The sequence below is a fragment of the Streptomyces sp. NPDC026659 genome, assembly GCF_040638245.1.
Lineage (GTDB): Bacteria > Actinomycetota > Actinomycetes > Streptomycetales > Streptomycetaceae > Streptomyces.
In genome coordinates this window covers 61899-83421 of the sequence record NZ_JBEZXY010000015.1, presented here as the reverse complement: position 1 = coordinate 83421, position 21523 = coordinate 61899, and the positions used below count along the sequence as shown (strand labels likewise).

Here is a 21523-nt window from a genome sequence, read left to right as displayed (position 1 = left end):
GGGGACGGCCCGACGGCCGAAGCGGCCGCGCCCGCGCGGGACGCGGACACCGTCCAGGACGGCCCCGAGGCCGAAAGTGCGGACACGGCCGAAGGCACCGGAGACGCCCCGAAGGGCGCGAAGGCCACCGCCGCCACGGACTCCCCTGCGAGGAACCCCGACGCGTCCCCCGCCGAGGGCGGTTCCGAAGGTGCGGCCCCGGACAGTGGCGCAAGCGCGAGTCCGGAGGCGGCTGTTCAGGGCGCGACCGGCGCGAAGGCAGCCCCCGGAGAGCACGCGGACACGGACGGGACGGAGTCGGCCGGCGGTGCCGCAGAAGTGGGCGACAGCCCGGCTCAGGACGGCACCGCGGAGCCCGACGCCGCCACCCCGGGTGACGAATCGCCCGCCAAGCCCCCTTCCTGGGCCGCCCGTTGGCGGGCGAAGAACCCCGGTGCCGCCCAAGTCCTCTCCGTCGCCCTCACCGTCATCGCCGCGGTCCTCGTCGTCGTGGCTCTCGTGATGCCCAACAGCATCTACGGGATCGGGCCCGCCAACTTCCTCCGCCTGCCCGGGGAGGCGATCGCCGGTGCCGCAGTGATGCTGGCGCTGCCGCGTCGGCCGAGGGTGGTCCTGGCCGCCGTCTCCGGTGTCGTGCTCGCCGCGCTCACGTTGCTGAACTGGCTGGACATGGGCTTCCGCCAGTATCTGGGGCGGACGTTCAACATGGTGCTGGACTGGACGCTGCTCGGGGACGCGCAGTCCTATCTGGAGGACTCGCTCGGCCGGACGGCGACGCTCGCGGCGACGGCAGGACTGATCGTGGTCGTGCTGCTGATGTTCGCCGTGCTGGCCCTCTGCGCCGTACGGCTGAGCAACGTGATCGCCCGGCATCAACGCATCGCGACCCGCGCCACGTTGATCGCCGGTGTCGCCTGGGTCGCCTGCTCCTCCCTCGGGTTGGAGATCGCAGGCGTGCCGCTCGCCTCGGACACCACCGTCGCGGCGATGCACAGCCAGACCGAGCGGGTGAGCGAAACCCTGAAGGACGAGGCGGAGTTCGGGAAGATCGCCAAGGTGGACGCCTTCGGCGACACGCCCCCCGCCCAGCTCGTACCCGACCTCCGCGGCAAGGACATGCTCTTCACGTTCATCGAGAGCTACGGCCGCAGCGCGATCGAGGACCCGATCATGGCGCCCGGCGTGGACAAGACCCTGGACGAGCGCACCGAGGCGCTGACCAAGGCCGGTTACCACGCCAAGAGCGGCTGGCTGACCTCCGCGACGTACGGCGGCAGCAGCTGGCTCGGCCACTCCACCACCCTGTCGGGCCTGTGGATCAGCAACCAGCAGCGCTACCGCACGGTGATGGCCAGCGACCACCTCAGCCTGACGAAGGTGTTCCAGAAGAGCGGCGCCTGGGACACCGTCGGCATCATGCCGGGTGTGCAGAAGGCATGGCCGGAGCAGAGCTACTTCGGCCTCGACAAGGTCTACAACGCCTTCGAACTCGGCTACAAGGGACCGAAGTTCAGCTGGTCCACGATGCCCGACCAGTACACCCTGGAGCAGTTCCAGCAGCGCGTCCACGGCAAGAAGCGCACCGACGGCAAGGCCCTGATGTCCGAGATCATCCTCACCTCGAGCCACCAGCCGTGGGCGCCGATCCCGAAGATGGTCGGCTGGGACCAGCTGGGCGACGGCTCGATCTTCAAGCCCATCGAGGCGGCGGGCAACAAGTCGGCCGACGTCATCGCGGACACCACCAAGTCCCGTGAGGAGTACGGCAAGTCGATCCAGTACTCGATGACCGCGCTCACCGAGTGGCTCACCCGCTACGGCAGCGAGGACACGGTGCTGGTCGTCCTCGGCGACCATCAGCCCATCGCCCGCGTCAGCGGCAACCACGCCAGCCGTGACGTGCCGATCTCCATCATCGCCAAGGACCCGAAGGTCCTCGACAAGGTCGCGGACTGGGGCTGGTCCGACGGCCTGCGCCCGGCGCACGACGCCCCGGTGTGGAAGATGAGCGCCTTCCGCGACCGCTTCCTGACGGCGTACGGCTCCACCCCGCACCCGAAGAAGGGCTGAGCCCGCAGACCGGCACCGAGAAGGACAGACCGACACCAAGAAGGGCTGAGCCCCCGAGCGGCTCAGCCCTTCTTCGCGTACCCGGACGGCACCCGGCCGTCGCGGCGGGTCGCTCAGCCCCCGGACGTGTCCAGCTCCGCGTCCTCGCCGACGCCCGCGCAGTCGTACGGGTCCTTCAGCCAGCCGTCCGGCAGCACCACCCGGTTGTTGCCGGACGTACGCCCGCGCGGGCCGTCCGCCCCGGTGGGCCACGCCTGGCCGAGGTCCAGCTCGTCGAGCCCGGCACGCAGCTCGTCCAGCGACGAGGTGATCGCGAGCTGCTTGCGCATCTCGGAGCCGACCGCGAAGCCCTTGAGGTACCAGGCGACGTGCTTGCGGAAGTCGATGACGCCCTTGGACTCGTCGCCGCTCCACTCCCCGAGCAGGGTGGCGTGCCGGACCATGACGTCGGCCACCTCCTTCAGGCTCGGCCGCGCCAGTTCGTCCGTACGTCCCTCGAAGGCGGCCACCAGGTCCGCGAACAGCCACGGCCGGCCGAGGCAGCCGCGTCCGACGACCACGCCGTCGCACCCGGTCTCGCGGACCATGCGCAGCGCGTCCTCGGCGGACCAGATGTCGCCGTTGCCGAGCACCGGGATCTCCGGGACGTGCTCCTTGAGGCGGGCGATGGCCTCCCAGTCGGCGGTGCCGCCGTAGTGCTGGGCGGTGGTGCGGCCGTGCAGCGCGATGGCGGTGACGCCCTCCTCGACGGCGATGCGGCCGGCGTCGAGGTAGGTGATGTGGTCGTCGTCGATGCCCTTGCGCATCTTCATGGTGACCGGCAGGTCACCGGCGCCGGAGACGGCCTCGCGCAGGATGGCGCGCAGCAGGTTCCGCTTGTACGGCAGCGCGGAGCCGCCGCCCTTGCGGGTCACCTTGGGGACCGGGCAGCCGAAGTTCAGGTCGATGTGGTCGGCGAGGCCCTCCTCCGCGATCATGCGGACGGCCTTGCCGACGGTGGCCGGGTCGACGCCGTACAGCTGGATCGAGCGCGGCTTCTCGCTCGCGTCGAACCTGATCAGCTGCATGGTCTTCTCGTTGCGCTCGACCAGCGCCCGGGTGGTGATCATCTCGCTGACGAACAGCCCCTTGCCCCCGCTGAACTCCCGGCACAGGGTGCGGAAGGGCGCGTTGGTGATCCCCGCCATGGGTGCGAGCACGACGGGCGGCGCCACGGCGTGCGGGCCGATGGAGAGGGGCTGGTTCATCAGGGGCTCCGGGTCGGATGTCGGGTGTGCGGCTGGGGCCGGTGGGGCGTGGGCCGTCGTCCATTGTCCCCCATGTCCCTCGCGTGCCCGCCCTTTCACCGATACGCGGCCGCTCCTCCACCGACAGCGGCCGCTCCTCCACCGATATCCGTGCATTGGTAATTAGTTAGCCGCACTATTGAAATGAGCGTACGATGGAGCCCATGCCCGAGCTCAGCCACCGGCGGCGGCTGCTCGTGCTCGCGATCTGCTGCATGAGCCTGCTGATCGTGAGCCTCGACAACACCGCCCTGAATGTCGCGCTCCCCTCGATGCAGCGCGACCTGCACGCGACCACCTCCGGCCTCCAGTGGACGATCGACGCCTACACGCTGGTACTCGCCTCGCTGCTGATGCTCGCGGGCTCCACGGCGGACCGGATCGGCCGCAAACGGGTCTTCATGACCGGCCTGACGGTCTTCACCCTCGGCTCCCTGCTGTGCTCGCTGGCGCCGAACCTGGAACTGCTCGTCGTCTTCCGCATGATCCAGGCGGTCGGCGGCTCGATGCTCAACCCGGTCGCGATGTCGATCATCACCAACACCTTCACCGACCCGCGCGAGCGGGCGCGGGCGATCGGCGCGTGGGGCGCGGTGGTCGGCATCTCCATGGCGGCGGGCCCGCTGGTCGGCGGGCTGCTGGTGGAGTCGGTCGGCTGGCGCTCGATCTTCTGGGTCAACCTGCCGGTGGGCGTGGCGGCCCTGCTGCTGACGCTCCGCTTCGTCCCGGAGTCCCGCGCGCCGAAGCCGCGCCGCGTCGACCCCGTGGGCCAGCTCCTGGTGATCGCCCTGTTCGGCTCGCTGACGTACGCGATCATCGAGGCGCCGGACGCGGGCGCGGCGACGGTGCTCCCCTTCGGCGCGGTGGCACTGGCCGCGCTGCTCGCCCTGCTGATCTACGAGCCCCGACGCGCGGAACCCCTGATCGACCTGCGCTTCTTCCGCTCGGCGCCCTTCAGCGGGGCGACGGTGATAGCGGTGAGCGGTTTCGCGGCGCTGGGCGGTTTCCTGTTCCTGTCGACGCTGTACCTCCAGAACGTCCGCGGCCTGGACGCGTTGCACGCGGGCCTCTGGATGCTCCCGATGGCAGCCCCGACCCTCCTGTGCGCCCCGCTCTCCGGCCGCCTGGTGGGCAGCCGGGGCCCCCGCATCCCGCTCCTCCTCGCGGGCGCCGCGATGACCCTGAGCGGCGTCCTCTTCGCCGCCTTCGAAGCGGAGACCTCCAACCTCACCCTCCTCGCGGGCTACGTCCTCTTCGGCATCGGCTTCGGCTTTGTCAACGCCCCGATCACCAACACGGCGGTCTCCGGCATGCCCCGCGCCCAGGCGGGAGTGGCAGCGGCGGTGGCCTCCACGAGCCGCCAGCTGGGCCAGACCCTCGGCGTCGCGGTGGTCGGCGCGGTCCTGGCGTCCGGCATCGGCGACTCCCCGTACCGCGACGCGTTCGTCTCCGCCGCGCGTCCCGGCTGGTGGATTCTGACAGCGTGCGGCGCGACGGTCCTGATCCTCGGCTACGTCACCAGCGGCCGCTGGGCCCGGGGTACGGCCACGCGCACGGCGGAACGGCTCGAGGCGCCTGAGGTGCGGGAGTCGGTGGGGGCGGGGCGGGCCTGAGCCGTCATGGCAGCGTCTCGATCGACAGCTCTCCGAGAAGGTTCAGGACCACCTTCTCCAGCGCGCGTTGCCCCAGTCTCCTGAGAGCCGAGAGACGGCTCTCGGGAACGTCGATCAGCACACAGGACCGGGCGTTCTCTCCGGATTCGAGAAACCAGAGGTAGCACCGGAACGTCCTCTCCCCTACGGCCTCGCGGTATCCGTTCTCCAGCAGGGGCATGAGGACGTGCTGCGCACCCTCGTCAACGCGCCCGGTGGGGATGAGGCGATCCAGCCGGGCGCTCAAGAACGCGCTTCTCGGGTCGTCCCTGATGTCGAGCAGTTCGGCGTACGAAGCGACCCTGACTCCGTAGCCGCTGAGGTCAGCCATGGGGAACACGATCTGCCGGTACTCCGAATTCTCGCCGCGCCTTCACCGGAACCAGGTCACCCCGCCGCGCACGCCAGCTCGTACAACCGCTCCAGCCGCTCCCGCGTCTCCTCGTTCTTCGGCGTGTAGATCACCATGCGGGGCCCCGGGTCCGGGCTGAGCCACAGGTCCGTGTGTTCCAGGGTGAGGTGTCCCACGTACGGGTTGAGGAACTCCTTCGTCTTGGAGCGGTTGCCGACGACCTCGTACCGCTCCCAGTGTTCGCGGAATTCGGGGAGGGTCTGGAGTCGCTTGAGCAGCATCTTCCAGGCGGGTTCGCCGAGGTGGCCCGCGAGGGAGGCGCGGAGACGGGCGGCCATCAGGCGGAGGGTGTCGTCGAGGTGGACGATTGAGGAGCGCCAGTCGGGGTGGGTGTAGGCGAGGAGGAGGCAGTTGCGGTCCTCCGGCGGGACGGCGTCCAGGTCGCAGAGCAGCCGGGCGTAGGCGCGGTTGTAGGCCAGGATGTCGTAGCGGCTGTTCTGCACGGCGGCGGGGTACGGCTCCAGCTGGCGCAGCGTGTCCCGCAGGGCCGGGGTGAGACTCGGGCAGGTCGCGGCGGGCGTGGGGTCGGCGGCCCCGGCCAGCTGGAAGAGGTGGGCCCGCTCGCTGGGGTCGAGCAGCAGGGTGCGGGCGAGGGCGTCGAGGACCTGGACCGAGACCTGGATGTTGCGGGCCTGCTCCAGCCAGGTGTACCAGGTGACGCCCACGGCGGAGAGGTGCGCGACCTCCTCCCGGCGCAGTCCCGGCGTACGGCGCCGCGCGCCCCGGGGCAGTCCCACCTGCTCGGGCGGGATGCGCTCGCGGCGGCTGCGCAGGAACGTGGCCAGCTCATGGCGCCGGATCTCCGCGCTCTTGGACACGGGAGCGGTGGCTTCCGAGGCGATTCCCGCGGCGTTTTCCTGGGCCATGGTCGACATGGTTCCAGAATGCGCCCGCCCGCACCCCGTTTCCAGGTACTTCTGCTACCAGGACGAGCGGGAATCAGTACCAGGTTGCCTGCCCTGCCGGGCCGGACGGAGGGGATTGGCGGGTAGTTCCGGTACCAGGATGAGAACACTCTGGTACCCGTCTGCGGCGCGGCGCAGGCTCGGGGACATGACTGAGACCCTCACCGGCGCGACCACCGTGCGCGCCCCGGCGGCGGCACCCACCCTCACCGGGCCGGGCCTGCTGACCGTCCTGCTGGCCGCGGCGCTGCCGCTGGTCGACTTCTTCATCGTCAACGTCGCCCTGCCCGCCATCGGCGCCGGCCTCCACGCGAGCGAGGCCGTCCTGGAACTGGTCGTCGCCGGATACGGCGTCACCTACGCCGTGCTGCTCGTGCTCGGCGGCCGCCTCGGGGACCTCTTCGGCCGGCGGCGGCTGTTCATCGCCGGTATGGCCGCCTTCGGGGTCACCTCGCTCGCGTGCGGGCTCGCGCCGGACGCGTGGAGCCTGGTCGCGGCGCGGGCCGCGCAGGGCGCGTCGGCCGCGCTGATGCTCCCGCAGGTGCTCGCCACCATCCAGGCCACGACGACCGGCGGCCGCCGCGCCCGCGCGATGAGCCTGTACGGCGCGACGGCGGGGCTCTCCATGGTGATCGGGCAGATCCTGGGCGGCGTCCTGGTCGCCGCCGACATCGCCGGTACCGGCTGGCGGTCGATCTTCCTGGTCAACGTGCCCGTGGTCGTCCTCGGCCTGGTCCTCGCCGTCCGCCGCGTCCCCGACACCCGCTCCCGGCACCCGGAGCCCGTGGACGTGCCCGGCACCGTCCTGCTGGCCGTCGCCCTGCTCGCGCTGCTCGCCCCACTGACCGAGGGCCGCGCGACGGGCTGGCCGCTGTGGACATGGCTGTCGCTGGCCGTCTTCCCGGTCACGGCCTGGGCGTTCTACGCCGTCGAGCGCCGCGCGGACCGGCTGGGGCACACCCCGCTGCTGCCGCCGAGCCTGTTCGCGGCGCCGTCGCTGCGGCGCGGGCTGCTGATCATCGTGCCGTTCTCGCTGGGCTTCAGCGGGTTCATGTTCGTGATCGCGCTGAGCCTCCAGCAGGGGGCCGGGCTGGGACCGGTGGCGGCGGGGCTCGCGCTCGCGCCGATGGCCGTGTCGTTCCTGCTCGTCTCGCTGATCGGGCCGCGGCTGATCGCCCGCTTCGGCACGCGGGTGGTCGCCACCGGGTCCGCACTGCAGGGGATCGGTGTCCTGCTCATCGCGCTCGCCGTGTGGCTCGACTGGCCGCACCTGGGTCTCGGCGCGCTGCTGCCGGGCGCGGCCGTCGCCGGAGCCGGTCAGGCCCTCCAGCTGCCGAACCTGATGCGCATCGTCCTGGCCGAGGTACCGTCCGCCCGCGCCGGGGTGGGCAGCGGCGTCCTGACGACCACCCAGCAGGCGTCCTTCGCCCTCGGCGTGGCCACCCTGGGCGCTCTCTTCCTCAGCCTGATCCCCCACCTGGGGATGCGCGACGCCCTGCTCGCCGCGCTCGTCACCCAGCTGGGAGCCATCCTCGTCACGGGCCTGCTGAGCCTGCGGCTGCCGAGGGAGGTGGGGTGAGGGGAGAGTGAGCGGGGGCACTCACCGGTTCCTCCGCGCGGCGGTCCACAAAGCTCCGTGTTCAGCACAGCTCCGTGTTCAGCACAGCTCAGTGTTCAGCAGCTGAGGGCGCTCAGATGCCGGTAGAGCTCCTTGTGCCCTTCCGGGCCGGGGTGCAGACCGTCGACGAGCAGGTGCGGCTGGTCGCGGAGCGGCTCCCACATGTCGAGGAAGTCGACGTGGTGGTCCTCGCACCAGGTCCGCAGGGCGGCACGCAGTACGAGTGCCCGCTCCGTGGTGAAGCGGAGGCCCTCGAAATCGCCGAGCCGTGTCTCGTCGACCCAGATCGGTCCGACCACGACCATGCGCGCGTTGTGCCGCCGGGCTGTCGCGGCCAGCGAGACGAGACGGTCGGCGACGTGCGGCAACGCGTCACGGTCGGTGTCCGACGCGGCCAGGGGCAGGGCGGAGTCGTTGATCCCGGCGGCCACGACGAGCGTGTCGGGGTGGCGGGGAGCCAGGAGCGGCGGTGTCTGCTCGTCGACATCCGCCAGACCGCTGCCGGGGATGGCCAGGTTGAAGACGCGGTGCTGGGTCTCGTTCGCCGCGATGTGGGCAGCGGCCAAGTGTCCGGCCCAGCCTCCCTGAGGGTCGCAGCGTCCATAGGCGATGCTGTCGCCGACGATCACGATGCGTGCCGCCGCGCGCAGCGCCCGCGCGTCCAGATAGGCCCAGACGGTCTCCCCCGAGGTGAGGAGCACGCGCCGCCGGGCGTAGTCGTCCACCTCGTAGTCGTCGGCGGCGGCCAGCTCCTGGTCGCTCAGACGCAGGACGGCGCCCTCGACCGTGGCGCCGAACTTCCGCTCCAGGGTCAGGTGCACGTCCTGGCCGCTGGTGGCGATCACGGACTCGTCGGTGATCGCCAGGGGCCTGGTCGTGTAACCGGCCAGCGACGCCGCGGTCGTCGGTACCGTGCGACCGAAGAGAGCGATCTGTACCCGCTGGTCCAGCAGCGTGCCGAAGGAGAACAGGGCGTGGGGGCGGGACTCGGTCACGTCGCGGCCTTTCATCGGGATGATCAAGTCACCCTATCGGCCCTACGCATCGTGCCACTGCGCCTCTGACCAGCGCATCTGCTCCAGGAGCGGGGCTCTCGCGGCGAGTGGGTCCTCCATTCCCGCCCCCACCTCGCCCCCCGTGCTGCACACTCCGGCCATGGACAGCAGGGGTGCGGGCAGTGTGCGGCGGTGGGATCGGCACGGGCGGGTGCATGTGGTGGGGGTACGGCAGGACGGGCTGCGGCGGGTGATCAGTTGCGGGACCTGCGGCTGGCGGGAGGGGACGCGGTTCCTGCCGTGGGGCAGGGCGGGGGAGCACCTGGAGAGGGCCGCGGCGCATCTGGCCGAGGCCCATCAGGCGACCGTCGACCCCGCGCGGCGATGATTCCGCGCGGCCGTGGGAGTCGTAACACCTGACGGCCCGTGACCACCCACGGACCACCCACGCCGACCGGAGGGCGAACCCCATGACCGCACTGCACGACACCCTGCACCGGTACGTCGAGGACGGCCGCCTCCCCGGCGCCGTCGCGCTGGTCGCGCACGGGGACGACGTCGAGGTGGTGGCCGTCGGACACGCGGACGGCGACCGGAACGTGCCGATGGCGCGGGACTCGGTCTTCCGGCTCGCCTCCACCAGCAAGCCGATCGTCGCCGCCGCGCTGATGATGCTGGTCGAGGACGGGCGGGTCGCTCTGGAGGACCCGGTGGAGCGGTGGCTGCCGGAGCTGGCCGCGCCGATGGTGGTACGGACGCCGGAGAGTCCGGTGGACGACGTGGTGCCCGCCGAGCGGTCCATCACCGTGGAGGATCTGCTCAGTTCCCGGCCCGGCTGGGGCTTCCCCGCCGACTTCTCGCTGCCCGCCGTCCGTGCGCTGTTCGCCCTGCAGAACGGCCTCGTCCCGCACTCCTACCCGGCCCCGGCCGCGTGGCTGGCCGACCTCGCCAAGGTGCCGCTGCTGAACCAGCCCGGCGAGGCGTGGCTCTACAACACCGCCTCCGACCTCCAGGGCGTGCTGATCGCGCGGGCCTCCGGCAGCACGCTCCCGGAGTTCATGGCCGAGCGGATCTTCGAGCCCCTCGGCATGAAGGACACCGGGTTCTCCGTGCCCGAGCGGGAGTGGCATCGGTTCACCACCGCTTTCCGCCCGGGCGAGGACGGCACCGCCGAGGTCGCGGACACCCATGCCGACGACTGGAAGCGGCTGCCCGACTTCCCCTCCGGCGCCGGTGGCCTGGTCTCCACCGCCGACGACTGGCTGGCCTTCGCCCGGATGCTCCTCGCACGCGGCGAGAGCCCCGACGGCCGCCGGCTGCTCTCCCCGGAAGCCGTGACCCGCATGACCACCGACCGCCTGACCCCGGCCCAGCGCGAGGCCAGCCCCCTCTTCCTGGAGGGCCAGGGCTGGGGCTACGGCGGCTCGGTGGACGTCGCCCGCACCGAGCCCTGGACCGTCCCCGGCCGCTACGGCTGGGTCGGCGGCAGCGGCACGACGGCCCACCTGATCCCGGCCACCGCCAAGGTCACCATCCTGCTCACCCAGGTCGCCATGACGAGCCCCACCCCGCCCGCGGCGATGCGCGACTTCTGGCGGATCACCGCCTAGCTGAAGCCGTACGGCTACTTGAGGTGCTCGGTGAGGTCGTCCACCGTCCAGTCGGCTTGGCGGAGGATGGAGCGCAGGGTGCCCGGCGCGAGGGAGCGATGCAGGGGCACGATGACGGTCCGCTCGTCTTTGCGGTACTCGGCGTGGCTGCCACGGGTGGAGACATGCCCGAAACCGGCACGCTCCAGCGCCTTGACGATCTCGGTGCCGGACACGCCGTTGGGCACGGCGGGGCTCATGCGACGCGGACCTCGACCGGCGCGGTGATCACGTCGGTGACGGCGGGGACGGGAGCGTCCTCGAAGTACAGCTCCAGTGCCTCACGGAGGTTGGACAGCGCCTCTTCGATGCTCTCGCCCTGGCTGGTGACCTCCACCTGGAGGCAACGAGCCACGTACCACTCGTCCTCGTGGGTGACCGCGGCAGTCAGATGCAGTGCGTGCGTCATGGGCAAAGTCTGGCACGCCGGGCGATATCGGCGTCGATGTTCCGTCGGCCTCGCAGAGATCCCCGCCTACCCCTCCGCCCGCAACCCCCGTATCAGCAACCCCACGACCGCCTCGAAGTCCGTCTCGATCTCCGGCCGCTGCCACTCGCGCGCGTGGCAGGGGTCGTGGAAGCGGGCCGTGGCCTGGAAGACGGCGCGGGCCTCGGCGGAGGGGTCGGCCGGGCGGAAGGTGCCCGTGTCGACGCCGGCCTCGATGATGGTGGCGAGCTGGCCGGTGAGGTCGGTGATGTGCTCACCGACCGTCGCGCCGCTCTCGTCGGCCAGGACGCTGTAGGTGGCGAACAGCTCGGGGTCGTCCCCCGCCTTGTGCCGCTTGGCCTCGAACAGCGCGGCCAGCCAGTCGCGCAGCCGCTCCTCGGCGGGGCCGGGGCCTCCGGCGATGTCGGCCAGCGTGAGCGACGTCCGGTCCAGCCAGCGCTTGGTCACCGCCTCGCGCAGGGCGGCCTTGGTGCGGAAGTGGCGGTAGACGCTGCCGTGGCTGACACCGAGCGCGCGGGCCACGTCGACCACGGTGGCCTTGGCCGGGCCGTGGCGGCGCAGCACCTCCTCGGTCGCTTCGAGGATGCGCTCGGCGGTCAGGGTCTCGGTCGCTGCCATGTCCTAGACCGTACCTGGCGGGAAGGCGGCCGTGACCGGCGGAGACGGGTCCTTTCGCCGGGCACCGCGCCCCCGGCTCACCGCTCGCTGTCGAGCATCGCCATCTGGGCCGGGGCGTACCGCTCCCCCGCCGCCGCGTCCGCCGGTACGGCCTCCTCGATGGCCGCGAGGTCGGCCGCGTCCAGGGTCACGTCGAGCGCGCCCAGCGCCTCCGACAGCCGCTCGCGGGTGCGGGCGCCGACCAGCGGCACGATGTCCTCGCCCCGGGAGAGCACCCAGGCGATGGCGATCTGGGCGACGCTCGCGCCCTTCTGCTCGGCGATCTTGCGCAGGGCGTCGACCAGGGTCAGGTTGTGCTGGAAGTTCTCGCCCTGGAAGCGCGGCGAGAAGGAGCGGAAGTCGGTGGCCGCGAAGCCGCGGTCGGCCGTGATGTGGTTGGAGAGCAGGCCGCGCGAGAGGACGCCGTACGCCGTGACGCCGATGCCCAGTTCGCGCAGGGTGGGCAGGATCTCGCGCTCGGGGCCCCGGGAGATCAGCGCGTACTCGATCTGGAGGTCGCTGATGGGGGCCGTCGCCGCCGCCCGGCGGATGGTGTCGGGGCCGACCTCGCTGAGGCCGATGTGCCGGACCCAGCCCTTCTCGACCAGTTCCGCGACGGCGCCGACCGTCTCCTCGATCGGCACGTCCGGGTCGAGCCGGGAGGGGCGGTAGATGTCGATGTGGTCCACGCCGAGGCGCTGGAGGGAGTAGGCGGCGAAGGTCTTCACCGCGGCGGGGCGGCCGTCGAAGCCGAGCCAGGCGCCGTCCGGGTCGCGCAGGGCGCCGAACTTCACGCTCAGCACGGCGTTGTCCCGCAGGTGGGCCGGGGCGGTGCGGAGGGCTTCGCCGACCAGGAGTTCGTTGTGCCCCATGCCGTAGAAGTCGCCGGTGTCGAGGAGGGTGACGCCCTTCTCCAGGGCGGCGTGCACGGTGGCGATGCCCTCCGGGCGGTCCGCCTCGCCGTACATACCGGACATGCCCATGCAGCCGAGGCCGAGGGCGGAGACCTGGGGGCCGGTGGTGCCGAGATTTCGCGTGGGGATCGTCATGCGTCCAGCCTGGCACGACGACTGACAGAATTCAATATCTGTCATCTGTTATTTGTCAGTGGATCGCGGGTAGAAGCCCTCCGGGCGCGAGAACGCGGGCACGAAAAAGCCCACCCTCCGGCCCGGAGGACCGGACCGGAGGGTGGGCGGAAATGCAGAGGTCAGGCGCCGATGAGACGGGCCGCGAGGTAGCCCTCGATCTGGTCGAGGGAGACGCGCTCCTGCTTCATCGTGTCGCGCTCGCGCACGGTCACCGCGTTGTCCTCGAGCGTGTCGAAGTCGACGGTCACGCAGAACGGCGTACCGATCTCGTCCTGACGGCGGTAGCGGCGGCCGATGGCGCCGGCGTCGTCGAACTCGATGTTCCAGTTCTGGCGCAGGGCCTGGGCGAGACCCTTGGCCTTCGGGGACAGCTCGGCGTTGCGGGACAGCGGCAGCACCGCGACCTTCACCGGGGCCAGGCGGTGGTCGAGGCGCAGCACGACCCGCTTCTCCATCTTGCCCTTGGCGTTCGGCGCCTCGTCCTCGGTGTAGGCGTCGAGGAGGAAGGCCAGCATCGTGCGGCCGACACCGGCGGCGGGCTCGATGACGTAGGGGGTCCAGCGCTCGCCGGCCTCCTGGTCGAAGAAGGAGAGGTCCTGGCCGGAGGCCTTGGAGTGCGCACCGAGGTCGTAGTCGGTCCGGTTGGCGACACCCTCCAGCTCGCCCCACTCCGAGCCGCCGAACGAGAAGCGGTACTCGATGTCGGCGGTGCGCTTGGAGTAGTGGGAGAGCTTCTCCTTCGGGTGCTCGAACCAGCGCATGTTCTCCTCGCGCATGCCGAGACCGGTGTACCAGTTCCAGCGCTGCTGCATCCAGTACTCCTGCCACTCCTCGTCCTCGCCCGGCTTGACGAAGAACTCCATCTCCATCTGCTCGAACTCGCGGGTGCGGAAGATGAAGTTGCCGGGCGTGATCTCGTTGCGGAAGGACTTGCCCATCTGCGCGATGCCGAACGGCGGCTTCTTGCGCGAGGCGACCTGCACCTGGGCGAAGTTGGTGAAGATGCCCTGGGCGGTCTCGGGGCGCAGGTAGGCGACGGAGCCGGAGTCCTGCGTCGGGCCGAGGTGGGTGGAGAGCAGACCGGAGAACTGCTTGGGCTCGGTGAAGGTGCCCTTGTTGCCGCAGTTCGGGCAGTTGAGGTCAGCCAGGCCGCCCGTCGGGGCGTGGCCCTTCTTCTCCTCGTACGCCTCTTCCAGGTGGTCCGCACGGAACCGCTTGTGACACGAGGTGCACTCGGTCAGCGGGTCCGTGAAGGTGGCGACGTGACCGGAGGCGACCCAGACCTCGGGGGCCAGGATGACGGACGAGTCGAGACCGACCACGTCCTCGCGCGACGTCACCATGTAGCGCCACCACTGACGCTTGATGTTCTCCTTGAGCTCGACACCCAGCGGTCCGTAGTCCCAGGCGGCACGCTGTCCGCCGTAGATCTCACTGCACGGGAAAACGAAGCCACGGCGCTTGCTCAGGCTGACGATGGTGTCGATCTTGTCGGCGGCCACGGTGCTCTCTTCATTACGACGACGGGCGTTGAAGCGAGATGCTTCCAGCGAATGATTCAGGTTACCGGCGCAGGCTCCCCCTCGGCCAAATCGGCCCCCGCCCGCAGGCGCCCCGGGACTGCGCAAGATCACCCAAGGTCACCCAACCCCTTCCCAAACTTCTCCCGCGAGCGCCCGCATCGCAAGACGCCGGACAGCTTGTTGACAACGGTTTCCATCTTTGTTGAAAATGACTGTCATGAACGTACGGCGACGCCTCATATCCGGGTCCGCGCTCGCGGCTGCCACAGCGCTGGGCCTCGGCGCCCTCACCGGCTGCTCGGGCGGTGCGAGCGCGGCGGGGAACACGGGCAAGCTGGACGTCGTCGCCTCCTTCTATCCGATGGCCTTCCTGGCGAACGAGATCGGCGGCTCCCACGTCCACGTGACGACGCTGACCACCCCCGGCCAGGAGCCGCACGACCTGGAGATCAGCCCGCGGCAGATCGCGGGCCTCCAGGACTCCGACGCGGTCCTCTACCTCAAGGGGCTCCAGCCCTCGGTGGACAAGGCCGTGGCCGAGTCGCCGGTCAAGACCAAGATCGACGCCGCCACGCTGACCACGCTGGAGGAGCACGGCACCGAGGTCGGCGGCCACGCCGCCGAGCACGCCGAGGGCGGCCACGGCGACGAGGAGGAGACGGGCAAGGACCCGCACATCTGGCTCGACCCGGTGCGTTACGCGCAGGTCGCCAAGGGCGTCGGCAGTGCCTTCGCGAAGGCCGACCCGAAGCACAGGGCGGACTACGAGAAGAACACCGACGCCCTGGTCAAGCGGCTCGACGAGCTGAACACCCACTTCGAGGACGGCCTCGCCCACACCAGGACCAAGGTCTTCATCACCACCCACGCCGCCTTCGGCTACCTCGCCGAGCGCTACGGCCTCACCGAGGAGGCCATCAGCGGCCTCGACCCCGAGTCGGAGCCGAGTGCGGTGCGCGTGAAGGACCTCCAGAAGCTGGCGAAGGCCGACGGCGTCACCACCGTGTTCTACGAGACGCTGGTCAGCGACAGGACCGCGAAGACCATCGCCGGGGACGTCCACCTGAAGACGGACGTGCTCGACCCCATCGAGGGCATCACCGGGAAGTCCCGGGGCAAGGACTACTTCGCCGTCCAGGAGGCCAACCTCAAGGCCCTCCAGCAGGCGCTGGGGGCGAAATGACCACCGACGAGACCGTGCTTGCCCTGCGCGACGTACGCGCCGAACTCGGCGGCCGCCCCGTCCTGCGCGGTGTCGACGTGACCGTGGGCCGCGGCGAGGTCGTCGCGCTGCTCGGCGCCAACGGCTCCGGCAAGTCCACCGCCGTACGCACCGCCATCGGGCAGGTGGCCGCCACCTCGGGCTCGGTGGAGCTGTTCGGCACGCCGCTGAAGTCCTTCCGCGAGTGGGCGCGCGTCGGGTACGTACCGCAGCGCACCAGCGCGGCCGGGGGCGTGCCCGTCACCGTGACCGAGGTCGTCTCCTCCGGGCGGCTGGCGCGGACCCGCTTCGGGCTCTTCCGCAAGGCCGACCGGGAAGCGGTGCGCCGGGCGCTGGAGCTGGTCGGCATGGCGGACCGCGCGAGGGACTCGGTGACCACGCTCTCCGGCGGCCAGCACCAGCGGGTGCTGATCGCGCGGGCGCTGGCCTGCGAACCCGAGCTGCTGATCATGGACGAGCCGATGGCGGGCGTGGACCTGGCCAGCCAGGAAGTGCTGGCCGCGACGCTGCGCGAACAGGTCGCGGGCGGTGCGAGCGTACTGCTGGTGCTGCACGAACTGGGCCCGCTGGAGCCGCTGATCGACCGCGCGGTCGTCCTGCGCGACGGCTGCGTGCTGCACGACGGACCGCCCCCGAAGGCGGTCGGCCAGCACGCCCTCCCCGGCCACGACCACGTACATCCCCACGCCCCCGAGGGCGCCGGACCGATCCGCACGGGACTGCTGAGCTGATGGACCTCCTGAACTACGCCTTCATGCAGCGGGCGCTCCTCGCGGCCGTCCTGGTCGGCATCACCGCGCCCGCGATCGGCATCTACCTCGTCCAGCGCCGCCAGCCCCTCATGGGCGACGGCATCGGGCACGTGGCGATGACCGGTGTCGGCCTCGGTTTCCTGCTGCACTCCTCGCCGGTGTGGATGGCCACGCTGGTCTCCGTCGCGGGCTCGGTCCTCATGGAGCTGATCCGCTGGTACGGCCGCAGCCGCGGCGACATCGCCCTCGCCATGCTCTTCTACGGCGGCATGGCGGGCGGTGTGATGCTGGTGAACCTCGCGCCCGGCGGCTCCAACGCCAACCTCTCCACGTACCTCTTCGGCTCGCTCTCCACGGTCGCACCCGCCGACGTGACCGCGATCGTGGTGCTGGCGGCGCTGGTGGTCGCGGTGACGCTGGGGCTGCGGCGTCAACTGTTCGCCGTCAGCCAGGACGAGGAGTTCGCGCGGGTCACCGGGCTGCCGGTGCGCGCGCTGAACCTGCTGACCGCCGTCACCGCGGCCGTCACGGTCACCGTGGCGATGCGGGTGGTGGGCCTGATCCTGGTCTCCGCGCTGATGGTCGTCCCGGTGGCCGCCGCGCAGCAGCTCACCCGGGGGTTCGCGGCGACCTTCGGTCTGGCGGTCGCGATCGGTGTCGCGGTGTCCCTCGGCGGCACGGTCACCTCGTTCTACGTGGACGTTCCGCCGGGTGCCACGATCGTGCTCCTCACCATCGCCGCGTTCGCCGTCCTGGCCGTGCTGGCCACCCCGCTGGCCCGCCGACGCGCCCGCGCGCTGCGGCCCGTCGGCGACCCGGCGGAGTGCGCGATTCCGGCCACGCGGGCGGCCGGGGACGAGGTCGGCGTCTGACCCGGTGGGGTACGGGCTGGCACAATGGCCCGGTCAGAGGCGCAGACATGAGGAGGCACCCGGTGACGACCGCTGGACCGCCCGTGAAGGGCCGCGCGACCCGGCAGCGCGCAGCGGTGGCGGCGGCCCTGAACGAGGTCGACGAGTTCCGCAGCGCGCAGGACCTGCACGACATGCTCAAGCACAAGGGCGACTCGGTGGGCCTCACCACCGTCTACCGCACCCTCCAGTCCCTCGCCGAGGCCGGCGAGGTCGACGTCCTGCGCACCTCCGACGGCGAGTCCGTCTACCGCCGCTGCTCCACCGGCGAACACCACCACCACCTCGTCTGCCGCACCTGCGGCAAGGCGGTCGAGGTGGCGGGCCCGGCGGTGGAGAAGTGGGCCGAGGCCATCGCCTCGGAACACGGCTACGTGAACGTCGCCCACACGGTGGAGATCTTCGGCACCTGCGCCGACTGCGCGGGGACGCCCTGCTGAGCTACGGCACCGGGTGACGGGGGCCTGCCCCGGACCTCCCCGGCTCAGCAGCGCGTGAGGTGGCGGTCCAGGATCGCGCGCAGGCGGTCCACGTCCGTGCGGTCGGGCAGGCCGTGCTTGGGGAGCATCGTGAAGCCCGTGGCGTTCTTGTCATCGCTGACCAGGACGAAGACGCGCTCCGTCTCGCAGTAACGGGGCTGGGCCTGCCAGGTGACCGAGGCGCCGGCCGTGTCGGTCACCATCGAGACCCCGGCCTCCGTCACGGTGACCCGGAAGACGCCCTGCCGCTCGGTGTACCGGGCGAGCCGTCGCCCCGTCAGCCGGGGCGACAGCGGGAGCACCACCGCGATCATCAGCATCGACAGGAGCGCGGCCGACGACAGGTGCTCGTCGACGCCGGCGATGCGCAGCGCGATCTGCGCGACGACGATGCAGGCCAGCACGACGGGCAGCCAGCGGTACACCCACCCCAGGCGAGTCACCCGCAACCGCGCCCGCAACGCCGACGCGAAGTCCTCCGCCACCGGCCGGTACGTCAGCTCCACGACGTCCCCGGCCGTCTCCACGGCATCCCCGACGGTATCCGGTTCCTTCTCCACGGCCCCCACCCCTCTCCATGTCCATGACTGTGCGAGGGGATCGTAAGGCTGGATGATCTTCGGAAACGAGCCCTTTACGACGCTCGGCCGAGCCCCGCGTGCCGTTCCAGAAGCGCGCGCAGGCGCTCGGTGTCCGAAGGGGTGAGGGCGCGCTTCGGGAGGACCGTGAGACGGGGAGACGGTGGCTTGCCGCCGGTCAGGAGGAAGACGCGGCGGGTCTCGCGGCAGCGCGGCCGGGTCGCCCAGCTGAACGTCCGCACCCGCTCGCCGGCCGCCACCGTGACCCCGGTTTCCGTGAGCGTCACCCGGATCGTGCCGTCACGGTCGGCGCCTCGCCAGTCGAACCAGGCCGTCACCAGCGGCGCGGCCAGCAGGAGCGTGCCGATGACGGCCCGCAGGGCGAGCCAGGGCACCGGATCACCGCTGTGCCCCGTCCGCAGCGACCAGACCTCCTGCGCCACGTAGGCCCACTGGGCCGCGCCCAGGAACACGAGCCACCAGACCCGCTTCCTCCGCCAGGCCGCCGCCAGGAAGTCCCCCAGCACCGGCCGGTACGCCAGTTCCATCACGCCCCCCGTGTCCGTATCCGCCCCGGCGCCGGTCAGGCGTCGGCCGAGTCGTCGCCCCGCATCGCCGCCTCCATGGCGAGCAGGTCCTCGTTCGGGACGGCGCCCCCGAAGCGGCGGTCGCGGGAGGCGAACTCGACGCAGGCGCGCCAGAGGTCACGCCGGTCGAAGTCGGGCCACAGGACGTCCTGGAAGACCAGCTCGGCGTAGGCGCTCTGCCAGAGAAGGTAGTTGGAGGTGCGCTGCTCGCCGCTGGGCCGCAGGAAGAGGTCGACGTCCGGCATGTCCGGGAAGTACATGTACTTCTGGAGCGTCTTCTCGGTGACCTTGGACGGGTCGAGGCGGCCCGCCTTCACGTCCTCCGCGATGGCCTGGGCGGCGTCCGCGATCTCGGCGCGGCCGCCGTAGTTCATGCAGAAGTACAGGGTGAGCAGGTCGTTGTCCTTGGTCTGCTCCTGCGCGATCTGGAGCTCCTTGGCGACCGACTTCCACAGCTTGGGCATACGGCCCACCCACCGCACCCGGATGCCCAGTTCGTCGAGCTGGTCGCGGGTCTTGCGGATGAAGTCGCGGTTGAAGTTCATGAGGAAGCGCACCTCGTCGGGCGACCGCTTCCAGTTCTCGGTGGAGAAGGCGTACAGGGAGATGTTGCGCACGCCGACCTCGATGGAGCCCTGGAGCACGTCGAGCACGCGCTCGGCGCCCACCTTGTGCCCCTCGGTGCGCGGCAGCCCGCGCTCCTTGGCCCAGCGCCCGTTGCCGTCCATGACGATCGCGACGTGCTCGGGGATCAGCTCACCGGGAAGCTTCGGCGCACGCGCGCCCGAGGGGTGCGGCTCGGGCGCCTTGTACTCGCGCTGCCGACGCCCCAGAAATCCGCGTACGACCATGCTTCTCGTCTCCTCAGCCGTGCTAGCCGCTTACTTCTCTACGTATCGAAGGGAGCGCAGCCCACGCTCCAGATGCCAGTGCAGATAGGCGGACACCAGGCCGCTCCCCTCGCGGACGTGCCGCGCCTCGGCCGCGTCCGCCGTCTCCCAGTCTCCCGTAAGCAGCGCGGCGAGCAGCACCAGGGTCTGCGGGGACGGTACGACACTGCCCGCGACCCGGCAGTCCACGCAGACCGAGCCGCCCGCGGCGACCGAGAAGAACCGGTTCGGTCCGGGCATCCCGCAGCGCGCGCAGTCCCCGAAGCTGGGCGCGTAGCCGTTGACCGCGAGCGAGCGGAGCAGGAACGCGTCGAGGACGAGATGCGGGGCGTGCTCGCCGCGCGCGAGGGTGCGCAGGGCGCCGACGAGGAGCAGATACTGCTGCACGGCCGGTTCGCCCTCGTGGTCGGTGAACCGCTCGGCCGTCTCCAGCATGGCCGTACCGGCGGTGTAGCGGGCGTAGTCGGTGACGATCCCGCCGCCGTACGGCGCGATGGTCTCGCTCTGGGTGCACAGCGGCAGGCCGCGCCCGATCAGTTCGCTGCCGCGTGCGAAGAACTGCACGTCCACGTGCGAGAACGGTTCCAGGCGGGCCCCGAATTTCGACTTCGTGCGCCGCACCCCGCGCGCCACGGCCCGCACCCGCCCGTGTCCGCGCGTGAGCAGGGTGATGATCCGGTCCGCCTCACCGAGCTTCTGGGTGCGCAGCACGATGCCGTCGTCGCGGAACAGACTCATGGGGCCATTCTCGCGCACGCGCCCGGCGCGCAGGCCCGGTCCCCGTGGTTCAGGACCCCGGTCCCCGTGGTTCAGGCGGCGTCGGGCTCCGGTGTGCCCCCCTCGCCACCCTCCCCCGCGTTCCACAGTTCGTTGAAGCGCCTGATCCGCTGCTGTACGTCGTCCTCGCGGGCGTTCACGGTCGTCCAGGAGTTCACGCTGAGCTGGTCGGCGCCGATCTCGTAGGACAGGGCCCCGTCGAAGATGATGAAGTCGATCATCTTGCCGCGCCTGACGTGCAGCGGGAGCGAGGAGAGGGCCACCACGCGGACCTCGATGCGCACGTCCCGCTGTTCCTTGAAGACGTCGGACAGGCGCGGGATGTCCTCGGGAGCCCGGACGACGAACAGCCGCCTGACCTTGATCCCGCGCGCGTCGATCGCCTCGCGCTGGGACTCCAGATAGCGGCCGGCGGGCTCGGTGCTCCAGAAGTTCTGGTCGACGGAGGTGCTGATCGCGTCGATGGTCCGCTGGGCGCACTTGGTGAGGCTGAGCAGCCAGTCGTGGTTCTCGCCGGGGCACTCGGCGGTGAGGTTGGTGAGGTCGTCCATCTGGAGGGCGAGCCGGTTGATCTCCTCGTGCGCGAAGTCGTGCAGGATCTCGGGCCCGGTCGAGACGACCAGGGTGGCGCTCTCGGCGAGCCGGGGCACCGCGTCGCCGCGCAGCTTCTCGACCTCGTTGAAGAGCTTGGTGGCCCGGCCGATGTCCACGAAGCGTTTGTCGACGGAACTCTTCAGGTCGTTGAGCTGGTGCGCGAAGGTCACCATGAACTGGACGATCAGTACCGCGCCCCCGCACAGCACCGAAAGCACCAGCTGCCACACGTCCTCGGCGGTGGGGGCGAGCACCGTGGTCAGTACGTACACCACGCCGCCCGCCACGACCGTGACCAGCAGTTTCTGCAATAAACGGCGGCCCGCGTCCTCCCGGCCCCCGGTGTCGGAGACATGGTGGCCGTGCTGGCCGCGCGTGGTGATCGTTCCTGTCATCCCGCTTCTCCCCCCGTCGGGATCATGTGGGC

The 21523-nt window shown here is 71.0% G+C and carries 23 protein-coding genes; 9 read left to right on the top strand and 14 right to left on the bottom strand.

The genetic code is table 11. The features are described from left to right. Window positions 1-501: 501 nt before the first annotated feature. On the top strand, window positions 502-2070 hold the full coding sequence (locus tag AB0E91_RS29940) for a CDP-alcohol phosphatidyltransferase (RefSeq protein WP_361788320.1): 1569 nt from the start codon (window positions 502-504) through the stop codon (window positions 2068-2070). Between the two features lie 113 nt (window positions 2071-2183). Here AB0E91_RS29940 and dusB read toward each other — a convergent pair whose 3' ends face one another. Next, a complete protein-coding gene (dusB, locus tag AB0E91_RS29935) occupies window positions 2184-3317 on the bottom strand; it encodes a tRNA dihydrouridine synthase DusB (RefSeq protein WP_361788267.1) in 1134 nt (377 codons plus the stop codon). A 203-nt stretch (window positions 3318-3520) separates the two neighbouring features. On the opposite strand from dusB, the gene AB0E91_RS29930 reads away from it, so the two are divergent. Further along, window positions 3521-4969, top strand: a complete 1449-nt coding sequence (locus tag AB0E91_RS29930) for an MFS transporter (protein ID WP_361788265.1) — start codon at window positions 3521-3523, stop codon at window positions 4967-4969. 4 nt (window positions 4970-4973) lie between these two features. Here AB0E91_RS29930 and AB0E91_RS29925 read toward each other — a convergent pair whose 3' ends face one another. Together AB0E91_RS29925 and AB0E91_RS29920 are read right to left on the bottom strand one after the other, a co-directional pair. Further along, window positions 4974-5339, bottom strand: coding sequence for a hypothetical protein (locus AB0E91_RS29925; RefSeq protein ID WP_361788263.1), 366 nt, complete (start codon window positions 5337-5339; stop codon window positions 4974-4976). A gap of 56 nt (window positions 5340-5395) precedes the next feature. Continuing rightward, entirely contained in the window at window positions 5396-6286 is an 891-nt protein-coding gene (locus tag AB0E91_RS29920) for a helix-turn-helix transcriptional regulator (RefSeq protein ID WP_361788261.1), read from the bottom strand. Window positions 6287-6473: 187 nt separating this feature from the next. On the opposite strand from AB0E91_RS29920, the gene AB0E91_RS29915 reads away from it, so the two are divergent. Beyond that, window positions 6474-7904 carry an MFS transporter gene (locus AB0E91_RS29915; protein ID WP_361788259.1) on the top strand — a complete coding sequence of 477 codons (1431 nt, stop codon included), beginning with the start codon at window positions 6474-6476 and terminating at the stop codon, window positions 7902-7904. A gap of 95 nt (window positions 7905-7999) precedes the next feature. On the opposite strand, the gene AB0E91_RS29910 is transcribed toward AB0E91_RS29915, so the two are convergent. After that, complete coding sequence (locus AB0E91_RS29910; RefSeq protein ID WP_361788257.1) at window positions 8000-8938, bottom strand: GDSL-type esterase/lipase family protein; 939 nt, start codon at window positions 8936-8938, stop codon at window positions 8000-8002. A gap of 160 nt (window positions 8939-9098) precedes the next feature. Here AB0E91_RS29910 and AB0E91_RS29905 point away from each other — a divergent pair, with 160 nt between their 5' ends. Together AB0E91_RS29905 and AB0E91_RS29900 are read left to right on the top strand one after the other, a co-directional pair. Next, entirely contained in the window at window positions 9099-9326 is a 228-nt protein-coding gene (locus tag AB0E91_RS29905; RefSeq protein ID WP_361788255.1) for a hypothetical protein, read from the top strand. An 82-nt stretch (window positions 9327-9408) separates the two neighbouring features. Then, a complete protein-coding gene (locus tag AB0E91_RS29900) occupies window positions 9409-10548 on the top strand; it encodes a serine hydrolase domain-containing protein (RefSeq protein ID WP_361788253.1) in 1140 nt (379 codons plus the stop codon). 14 nt (window positions 10549-10562) lie between these two features. On the opposite strand, the gene AB0E91_RS29895 is transcribed toward AB0E91_RS29900, so the two are convergent. The 5 genes from AB0E91_RS29895 to AB0E91_RS29875 form a co-directional block, all read right to left on the bottom strand. After that, window positions 10563-10787: a type II toxin-antitoxin system HicA family toxin gene (locus AB0E91_RS29895; RefSeq protein ID WP_361788251.1), complete on the bottom strand. Its 225-nt coding sequence runs from the start codon at window positions 10785-10787 to the stop codon at window positions 10563-10565. Beyond that, a complete protein-coding gene (locus AB0E91_RS29890; protein ID WP_161180334.1) occupies window positions 10784-10996 on the bottom strand; it encodes a type II toxin-antitoxin system HicB family antitoxin in 213 nt (70 codons plus the stop codon). The genes AB0E91_RS29895 and AB0E91_RS29890 overlap by 4 nt, the downstream gene beginning before the upstream one ends. A gap of 66 nt (window positions 10997-11062) precedes the next feature. After that, window positions 11063-11653 (bottom strand): TetR family transcriptional regulator, encoded by a 591-nt coding sequence (locus AB0E91_RS29885; protein WP_361788249.1) that lies wholly within the window; start codon window positions 11651-11653, stop codon window positions 11063-11065. 77 nt (window positions 11654-11730) lie between these two features. Further along, window positions 11731-12741 carry an aldo/keto reductase gene (locus AB0E91_RS29880; RefSeq protein ID WP_361788247.1) on the bottom strand — a complete coding sequence of 337 codons (1011 nt, stop codon included), beginning with the start codon at window positions 12739-12741 and terminating at the stop codon, window positions 11731-11733. Between the two features lie 161 nt (window positions 12742-12902). Next, entirely contained in the window at window positions 12903-14285 is a 1383-nt protein-coding gene (locus AB0E91_RS29875; protein WP_361788245.1) for a glycine--tRNA ligase, read from the bottom strand. Window positions 14286-14523: 238 nt separating this feature from the next. Here AB0E91_RS29875 and AB0E91_RS29870 point away from each other — a divergent pair, with 238 nt between their 5' ends. From AB0E91_RS29870 to AB0E91_RS29855, 4 genes are all read left to right on the top strand, one after another. Further along, a complete protein-coding gene (locus AB0E91_RS29870) occupies window positions 14524-15489 on the top strand; it encodes a metal ABC transporter substrate-binding protein (protein ID WP_361788243.1) in 966 nt (321 codons plus the stop codon). Next, window positions 15486-16259 (top strand): ATP-binding cassette domain-containing protein, encoded by a 774-nt coding sequence (locus AB0E91_RS29865; protein WP_361788241.1) that lies wholly within the window; start codon window positions 15486-15488, stop codon window positions 16257-16259. The genes AB0E91_RS29870 and AB0E91_RS29865 overlap by 4 nt, the downstream gene beginning before the upstream one ends. Then, a complete protein-coding gene (locus AB0E91_RS29860) occupies window positions 16259-17152 on the top strand; it encodes a metal ABC transporter permease (protein ID WP_361788239.1) in 894 nt (297 codons plus the stop codon). The genes AB0E91_RS29865 and AB0E91_RS29860 overlap by 1 nt, the downstream gene beginning before the upstream one ends. Window positions 17153-17214: 62 nt before the next feature. Then, the gene (locus tag AB0E91_RS29855; RefSeq protein ID WP_361788237.1) at window positions 17215-17631 is read left to right on the top strand and encodes a Fur family transcriptional regulator; all 417 of its coding nucleotides are present in this window, start codon (window positions 17215-17217) and stop codon (window positions 17629-17631) included. Window positions 17632-17675: 44 nt separating this feature from the next. On the opposite strand, the gene AB0E91_RS29850 is transcribed toward AB0E91_RS29855, so the two are convergent. The 5 genes from AB0E91_RS29850 to AB0E91_RS29830 all read right to left on the bottom strand — a co-directional run bounded on the left by AB0E91_RS29850 (window position 17676) and on the right by AB0E91_RS29830 (window position 21491). Next, window positions 17676-18230 carry a hypothetical protein gene (locus AB0E91_RS29850; protein WP_361788235.1) on the bottom strand — a complete coding sequence of 185 codons (555 nt, stop codon included), beginning with the start codon at window positions 18228-18230 and terminating at the stop codon, window positions 17676-17678. A gap of 74 nt (window positions 18231-18304) precedes the next feature. Beyond that, complete coding sequence (locus AB0E91_RS29845; protein ID WP_361788233.1) at window positions 18305-18796, bottom strand: hypothetical protein; 492 nt, start codon at window positions 18794-18796, stop codon at window positions 18305-18307. 35 nt (window positions 18797-18831) lie between these two features. Then, window positions 18832-19686 (bottom strand): isoprenyl transferase, encoded by an 855-nt coding sequence (locus tag AB0E91_RS29840; protein WP_361788231.1) that lies wholly within the window; start codon window positions 19684-19686, stop codon window positions 18832-18834. Window positions 19687-19716: 30 nt separating this feature from the next. Further along, entirely contained in the window at window positions 19717-20463 is a 747-nt protein-coding gene (gene recO / locus AB0E91_RS29835) for a DNA repair protein RecO (RefSeq protein ID WP_161180845.1), read from the bottom strand. 71 nt (window positions 20464-20534) lie between these two features. After that, window positions 20535-21491 carry a hypothetical protein gene (locus AB0E91_RS29830; RefSeq protein WP_361788229.1) on the bottom strand — a complete coding sequence of 319 codons (957 nt, stop codon included), beginning with the start codon at window positions 21489-21491 and terminating at the stop codon, window positions 20535-20537. Between the last annotated feature and the right edge of the window lie 32 nt (window positions 21492-21523).

What these genes read in the sequence shown, in the direction of transcription:
- AB0E91_RS29900 (WP_361788253.1), top strand. Translation starts at nt 9,409, where the DNA reads ATGACCGCACTGCACGACACCCTGCACCGGTACGTCGAGGACGGCCGC.
- recO (WP_161180845.1), bottom strand. Translation starts at nt 20,463, where the DNA reads ATGAGTCTGTTCCGCGACGACGGCATCGTGCTGCGCACCCAGAAGCTC.
- AB0E91_RS29915 (WP_361788259.1), top strand. Translation starts at nt 6,474, where the DNA reads ATGACTGAGACCCTCACCGGCGCGACCACCGTGCGCGCCCCGGCGGCG.
- AB0E91_RS29905 (WP_361788255.1), top strand. Translation starts at nt 9,099, where the DNA reads ATGGACAGCAGGGGTGCGGGCAGTGTGCGGCGGTGGGATCGGCACGGG.
- AB0E91_RS29895 (WP_361788251.1), bottom strand. Translation starts at nt 10,787, where the DNA reads ATGAGCCCCGCCGTGCCCAACGGCGTGTCCGGCACCGAGATCGTCAAG.
- AB0E91_RS29830 (WP_361788229.1), bottom strand. Translation starts at nt 21,491, where the DNA reads ATGACAGGAACGATCACCACGCGCGGCCAGCACGGCCACCATGTCTCC.
- AB0E91_RS29845 (WP_361788233.1), bottom strand. Translation starts at nt 18,796, where the DNA reads ATGGAACTGGCGTACCGGCCGGTGCTGGGGGACTTCCTGGCGGCGGCC.
- dusB (WP_361788267.1), bottom strand. Translation starts at nt 3,317, where the DNA reads ATGAACCAGCCCCTCTCCATCGGCCCGCACGCCGTGGCGCCGCCCGTC.
- AB0E91_RS29890 (WP_161180334.1), bottom strand. Translation starts at nt 10,996, where the DNA reads ATGACGCACGCACTGCATCTGACTGCCGCGGTCACCCACGAGGACGAG.
- AB0E91_RS29930 (WP_361788265.1), top strand. Translation starts at nt 3,521, where the DNA reads ATGCCCGAGCTCAGCCACCGGCGGCGGCTGCTCGTGCTCGCGATCTGC.
- AB0E91_RS29870 (WP_361788243.1), top strand. Translation starts at nt 14,524, where the DNA reads ATGAACGTACGGCGACGCCTCATATCCGGGTCCGCGCTCGCGGCTGCC.
- AB0E91_RS29865 (WP_361788241.1), top strand. Translation starts at nt 15,486, where the DNA reads ATGACCACCGACGAGACCGTGCTTGCCCTGCGCGACGTACGCGCCGAA.
- AB0E91_RS29925 (WP_361788263.1), bottom strand. Translation starts at nt 5,339, where the DNA reads ATGGCTGACCTCAGCGGCTACGGAGTCAGGGTCGCTTCGTACGCCGAA.
- AB0E91_RS29920 (WP_361788261.1), bottom strand. Translation starts at nt 6,286, where the DNA reads ATGGCCCAGGAAAACGCCGCGGGAATCGCCTCGGAAGCCACCGCTCCC.
- AB0E91_RS29885 (WP_361788249.1), bottom strand. Translation starts at nt 11,653, where the DNA reads ATGGCAGCGACCGAGACCCTGACCGCCGAGCGCATCCTCGAAGCGACC.
- AB0E91_RS29940 (WP_361788320.1), top strand. Translation starts at nt 502, where the DNA reads ATGCCCAACAGCATCTACGGGATCGGGCCCGCCAACTTCCTCCGCCTG.
- AB0E91_RS29840 (WP_361788231.1), bottom strand. Translation starts at nt 19,686, where the DNA reads ATGGTCGTACGCGGATTTCTGGGGCGTCGGCAGCGCGAGTACAAGGCG.
- AB0E91_RS29880 (WP_361788247.1), bottom strand. Translation starts at nt 12,741, where the DNA reads ATGACGATCCCCACGCGAAATCTCGGCACCACCGGCCCCCAGGTCTCC.
- AB0E91_RS29860 (WP_361788239.1), top strand. Translation starts at nt 16,259, where the DNA reads ATGGACCTCCTGAACTACGCCTTCATGCAGCGGGCGCTCCTCGCGGCC.